The following is a 5,834-nucleotide window of genomic DNA, read 5'->3' as shown; positions in this document are numbered from 1 at the left end:
ATTCTCCGCTGCTGATCGACGCCGATCTCGTCGACATCGTCGCGACCGGCGATGAGGCGGTGCAATGCGCGGTTGCTCGGCGCATTGCGCTGCCGGTTTCGGTCTGCGCCGCCATTGCCGAGGTCGGCTGCGCGGCGGCAGCGCTTGAGCTGATCGAAAATCCTCATGCCGAGCTCGCCCCGTTCTCCTGGGACCGCATCGCCGAGCGCCACGGCCACCTCGCTGCGATCCGTGAGGCGATGCTAGTGCTGGAGGATCTGCCGGCCGCGACGCGCGCTGCGCTGGTCGCAAAGCTCTCGCAGACGCTGGCGCAATTCGTGGTGGCGCGAAACTGGCTGAGCGCGGACCGTGCGGACCGTATCACGATCGAGGCGCGCGACCGCTCCACCATGAACATCGCGGCGCGCTCGCGCGGCGAGGACATGCAAGGCCTGGTCTGCCATTTGCGCGTCACCGGCCAATTGACCGCGGGCCTGATCCTGCGGGCATTGCTCTCGGGCAATCTCGATTTGTTCGATGCGGCCCTCGCCGAGCTTGCCGATCTGCCGCTGCCGCGCGTCTCGGCGCTGCTGCACGATCGCGGCGGCCACAGCGTGCAAGCACTGCTGCGCCGCGCGGGGCTGCCCGAGACGGCGTTCGCGGCATTCCAGGTCGCGCTCGATGCCTGTCACGAGCAGGGTTTCGTCGACACCGACGACGGTGCGGCGCGGCTGCGCCGGCGCATGGTCGAGCGCGTGCTCACCCATTGCGAGTCCGATCGCGACGCCACCGAGCCGCTGATGGTCCTGCTCCGCCGCTTCGCCACGGAGTCCGCGCGCGAGGAAGCACGGCTGTTCTGCGACGAACTCGCCGCTGATGATGCCAGCGTATATGACGATTTGATTGCAGCGTAATAAGATGCCGTAGATGCCGTAGGATGGGCAAAGGCGCAGAAGCGCCGTGCCCACCACTCTATCGGCACAATCGAGATCGGTGGGCACGCTCCGCTTTGCCCACCCTACGAGTCCGATCGTGGTGATGAAGGCAAGCCATTCAACATTGTCATTGCGAGCGTAACGAAGCAATCCCGGCTGCTTCCGCGGAGGGATTTGGATTGCTTCGTCGCACCAGTGCAAAATTGCTTCGCAATTTTGTCACGGGCTTCTCGCAATGACGGGAGGAGAGAGCGGTGCGGCTACTCCGCCGGCGCGATGCTCGGCGACAGGATCACCTCGAGATGCTCGGGGCGGTCGCGGTTGACGTGGGCGAGATAATCGTCGGCGACCTTGCGCAGGCGGCGGCTGAGCTCGGCCGAGACGCTGATCCTGTCGAGCCTGGTGTTCTCGTGCACGATGGCGAGAATGGCGTTGATGTGATGCGTGAACAGCTCGGCCGGGACTTTTTTCAGCTCGGGTGCGTGCTCGATGACGCGGCACAGGCTCTCCGCGATTTCCGCCGCCGAAGGAAAGCCGAACGTCGCCGCATCGCCCTTGATGTCGTGTGCGGCGTGGAACAGCTCGTCGCGCAGCTTCTTGGTGAAGCCGTCCTGCTGCACGGCAGTCCATGCGGCGGACAGTCTCTGGACCTCGATCGTCATCCAGTCCTTGAACTCGCCGGACAGGCCCGCCAGCGCCTGCTCGGCGCGGGCGACCGGATCGTCCATGTCCTTTTCCTCGACCCGGCGCAGAACCTTGCGCAGCGGATTGGGCTGCGTGATGATCTGGTGCGTAGCGAAGGCTTTGACCTCGATGTCCTTTGCGGTGTTCTTGGCCATGATGCCTGCCTCGTCTGAAAGAGGTTGCGCTAGATGGAGGAGCGGGCCTTGTCGAGCAGCGAGGGCTGCTGCAGCACCTCGTGCTTTTCGCCGACGCGGCGCTCGGGGCCCATATAGGCGGAGTTGGTGTTGCGGCGGCGGTCCGGCCCGAAATAGGTCTTGGTCTTGATGAAGGGGCGGGGATTGGCGACCACGTTGAGGATGCGCTGATAGAGTCCCTTGGCCGAGATCGGCTTGGCGAGGAATTCGGTGACGCCGGCATCGCGTGCGATGGTGACGCGGCGCTTCTCGGAATGTCCGGTCAGCATGATGATGGGCGCATAAGGATTGCCCTTGGATTCCGGCTGCCGGATCATCTGCGCGAGCTCGAGCCCGTCGAAGATCGGCATGGCCCAGTCGGTGATGACGATGTCGGGCACGTAGTGGCTGTACATTTCGAGCGCGGTCGCGCCGTCCTCGGCCTCATAGACTTCGCGCGCGCCGAACGAATGCAGCAGCGTCCGTAGAATGCGGCGCATGTGCGGATTGTCGTCGCAGACGAGGAAGCGCAGTTTGTTGAAGTCGATGCGGAACATGACGCCCGGGCCAAAGCGGTCAACCTTCGTTAACCATATCGCGCCGGGAGTTAACGAAGCGTTGCGACGGCGGGGCCCGAGACGTTGCGGGACGGGGGCTCAGTAGCCGAACTGCTCGCGCAGGATGCGCTCTTCCAGGCTGTGGCCGGGGTCGAACAGCATCCGCATCGAGATGGTCTTGTCGGAGAGCACCTCGACGCGGCGGACGTCGCGTACCTCGTCGTGGTCGGCGACGGCGGCGACGGGCCGCTTGTCGCCTTCCAGCACCTCGATCACGACATAGGCCGTGTTGGGCAGCAGCGCGCCGCGCCAGCGGCGTGGGCGGAAGGCGCTGATCGGTGTCAGCGCCAGCAACGCGGCGTTGATCGGCAGGATCGGCCCCTGCGCGGAGAGGTTATAGGCGGTCGAGCCGGCCGGCGTCGCCACCATGATGCCGTCCGCGATCAGCTCGGACATGCGCTCGCGCTCGTCGATCAGGATCCGCAGGCGCGCGGCCTGGTAGGTCTGCCGGAACAGGGCGACCTCGTTGATGGCGTGATGCAAGTGGACGCGGTCATTGACGTCGGTTGCGCGCATCAGCAGCGGATTGATCTCGGATTCGTGCGCCGCTTCGAGCCGCGCACGCAGATCGTGCGTCGAGTATTCGTTCATCAGGAAGCCGACCGTGCCGCGGTGCATGCCGTAGATCGGCTTTCCCGAGTGCATGTTCTGGTGCAGCGTCTGGAGCATCAAGCCGTCGCCGCCGAGCGCGACCACGACGTCGGCATCGGCGGGTTCGCAATTGCCGTAGTCCCGCGTGAGCTGGCTGAAGGCGGCCTGTGCCTCGCTGCTCGGGCTGGCGACGAAGGCGATCCGGTCGTGTCGCGAGGACTTGGTCATGACTTCCCAGGCAGGTGCCGCTGGCTCGAATATGTTCCGCCGGGCTCGTCTATACGAGATGGGCCTGCATTGTCGAGGATGCCTCTCTGCAAAGCAAACGGGCGGCCGTTTTGGCGGCCGCCCGGTTCAATTCAGGGTGAAAAGCGGGTGGATCGCCCGCTCTTCTCAGTATTTCGCGACCACCGCCTGGGGTGCAAAGCGATAGTTGAGGCCGACCTTCACCTGGCTGACGTCTGCCTTGTCGGTCAACGTGGTGGTGCCGTCGCTCGCCAGCGCCGAACGGCGGCCGAAGGCGAGATAGTCGTACTCCGTCTTCGCCGACCAGCCCTTGCCGAGATCGAACTCGCTGCCGAAGCCGATGGTCCAGCCGACGCGGGTGTAGCCGGACGTCGAGAAGCCGGGGGTGATCGCACCGGCCTGGTTGAGGCAGGCGCGGCCGGCAAGCGTGCCAGTCGATCCGTAAATGCAGTTCACCGAGACATTCCCGTCCTCGATCGCGACACCGGCCTTGCCGTAGAACAGCGTGCGGTACCAGGAATAGCCGACGCGGCCGGTCACGGTTGCCATCCAGTTGGATCGGTCGGTGGCGGTCATGAGGGCAGGGCTGAAAGCCACGCTGTTGCCGGTGACGGGATCGAACCCGCTGGCGGTGCCAGCCGTGCGGCTGCCGTGCAGGTTCGTCGCGACGATATCGCCTTCGACACCGAGCACCCAATTGTTGGCCAGCTGATGATTGTAGCCCAATGCGAGGCCGCCAAGACCACCAAGAGTCCAGGGCTTCGTACCTGAGCCCGGCGGGTTGCCGCCGAAGCCGATATCGGTGCGGCCGGCCGCGCCACCGAGCACGCCGCCGACATAGAAGCCGGTCCAGTTGACCATCGTGACGGCGGGCCGCAGCGCCTTGACCGGCGCCTTGGTCGGCATCACGGCAGCGATCGTCTCGGGCGTGAACTGGTAGCGAATGCCAGCATTGCCGGTCCAGCCGTCGATGTTGTTGCCGTTGCGATAATCGACGCGGGCGTAGCCGAGCCAGCCGGTGTTCACGATCTGCCCGGCGATGCCCAGAGAGTATTGGCCGTAGGTGCCGACGCGCGAGGTCGAGGTGGTCTGGGTGAAGGTCTGCGGGACGAGGCCGGGACCAAACGGCCCGCCGGTGAGGAAGGCGCCGTTCGGCAACGACGTGTAGTTGGTGGTGATGCTGCCCGCGAACTCGTGGAACACGCTGGCGGAAGCGAACGGCTGCCAGATCACGTTCGGCGTCGCGATCGTGGTGCCGGCGCGAAGGCTGAGGCGGCCGATCTCGCTCTTGATGTCGCTGGTGGACACCGTGCCGGGGATGCTCAGCAGGGCCGTGCCGGGGTTGACGAAGCTATCGACCGAGGTGCTCGAATAGATGAAGCCGGCCGAGGGCTCCACGAACCAGTTGTTGCCGACGTCGAAATTGTAGCCGGCCGAGGCCGATACCGAATAACCGTGCGCCCCCACCGGCTGGTTGAAATAGGTCAGGCCCGGATTGTTGAGGGTGATGTTGTAGTATTCGGTACGGACCATCAGGTCGGCGAAGAACCGGCCTTTGGTGGCGACGACATAGGTGCCGAGGAACGGCACTTCATACTTGTTGCTGAAGCCGAAGCTGTCGTCCGATTTCGAGCCGAGATAGCCGGCCGTGGTGCCGAGATGGACGTTCCAGCCGTTCCAGTTCAGCCGCGCGATGTCCGCGCCGACCTGCACGCCGGCGAAGTTCGCCTTGACCGAGTTGGCGCAGTTCGTGGTCGAGGTGTTGACGACCGCGCCGGTGTCGTTGCGGACGTTGGTGCTGCTCGAGCTGGACGTCGTCTTCAAGGTGACTTCGCCGCCGATGGCGCGGCCCCACACGCCGCCGCCCGGCTGGTCGGGCGCTGGATTCGCCGGCGCCGAGACGAAGGCGCTGCCCTGCTGGGTCAGGAAGGCGGTATTGACGTTGCCGATCGCGGCCGAGATCGCCGAGGCCGCGGCAGAGGGGGGAATGACCAGCAGGCCCTGATTGGTCAGCGGCACCCCGGTCTGGACCGGTGCCGCGCACTGCGCGAAGACCGCCGAGGAGCTCAGCGCAAGAGCAACCACAGCTCCGGAAGCGATCTTCAACTGACTGATCCGCCCGATCAGCGAGGGCGCAAACGATGCCATCCTTAGTCCCCAATAAAAAAAGAATTTGCGTTCGCACGCCAGAAACTTTCAGAAACGTAAATCACCCGATCGGCGCTCGAAAGCTTGATCCGCCGAGGACCGGGGCCTCCACAGCGGATTTCGGCGACGTTGTACCCGCAAAGTCACACATGTGATGTGACGTCACAGCGATTGACGGCGTCGAGTTGTGACGCAGGTCACGCACGGAAGGCGGCAGCGGGAATAAAACACCTTTGGGCGCAGTCGATTCGCGCATTGATCGGTTGGCGACCCAAAGATAAAGTTCGGCCAGATTTATAGTTTTTCGGACAGGCCGCGTTTCGCGTTTTCAGCATCCCGGTCCCGTGGACGTCATCCCGGGCCGGAACACCCCGGTACGGGTGCCTGCCGACATGGAATTTTGATGCTCAGGCGCTTTATCACAGCGGCTGCGACGCTCGTCGGGACCTTCTGGCTCGTGG

5 protein-coding genes are annotated in these 5,834 nt (G+C 64.6%); 1 reads left to right on the top strand and 4 read right to left on the bottom strand.

The annotated features are described in order from the left end of the window. Positions 1-893, top strand: an 893-nt coding sequence (locus tag JHD07_RS14710) for a DUF2336 domain-containing protein (RefSeq protein ID WP_291623339.1), incomplete at its 5' end; no start/stop codon positions are given. Between the two features lie 281 nt (positions 894-1,174). On the opposite strand, the gene JHD07_RS14705 is transcribed toward JHD07_RS14710, so the two are convergent. The 4 genes from JHD07_RS14705 to JHD07_RS14690 form a co-directional block, all read right to left on the bottom strand. Beyond that, positions 1,175-1,753 carry an Hpt domain-containing protein gene (locus JHD07_RS14705; protein ID WP_291623337.1) on the bottom strand — a complete coding sequence of 193 codons (579 nt, stop codon included), beginning with the start codon at positions 1,751-1,753 and terminating at the stop codon, positions 1,175-1,177. 29 nt (positions 1,754-1,782) lie between these two features. Continuing rightward, positions 1,783-2,328, bottom strand: coding sequence for a response regulator (locus JHD07_RS14700; protein WP_074123331.1), 546 nt, complete (start codon positions 2,326-2,328; stop codon positions 1,783-1,785). 99 nt (positions 2,329-2,427) lie between these two features. Continuing rightward, positions 2,428-3,207 (bottom strand): NAD kinase, encoded by a 780-nt coding sequence (locus JHD07_RS14695; protein WP_291623333.1) that lies wholly within the window; start codon positions 3,205-3,207, stop codon positions 2,428-2,430. A gap of 165 nt (positions 3,208-3,372) precedes the next feature. Then, a complete protein-coding gene (locus JHD07_RS14690) occupies positions 3,373-5,373 on the bottom strand; it encodes an autotransporter domain-containing protein (protein WP_291623331.1) in 2,001 nt (666 codons plus the stop codon). Positions 5,374-5,834: the final 461 nt, after the last annotated feature.

This window comes from Bradyrhizobium sp. (assembly GCF_016462955.1).
GTDB lineage: Bacteria > Pseudomonadota > Alphaproteobacteria > Rhizobiales > Xanthobacteraceae > Bradyrhizobium.
Note: the sequence above shows the minus strand (reverse complement) of the source record. Positions and strands in the feature narration are given on the sequence as shown.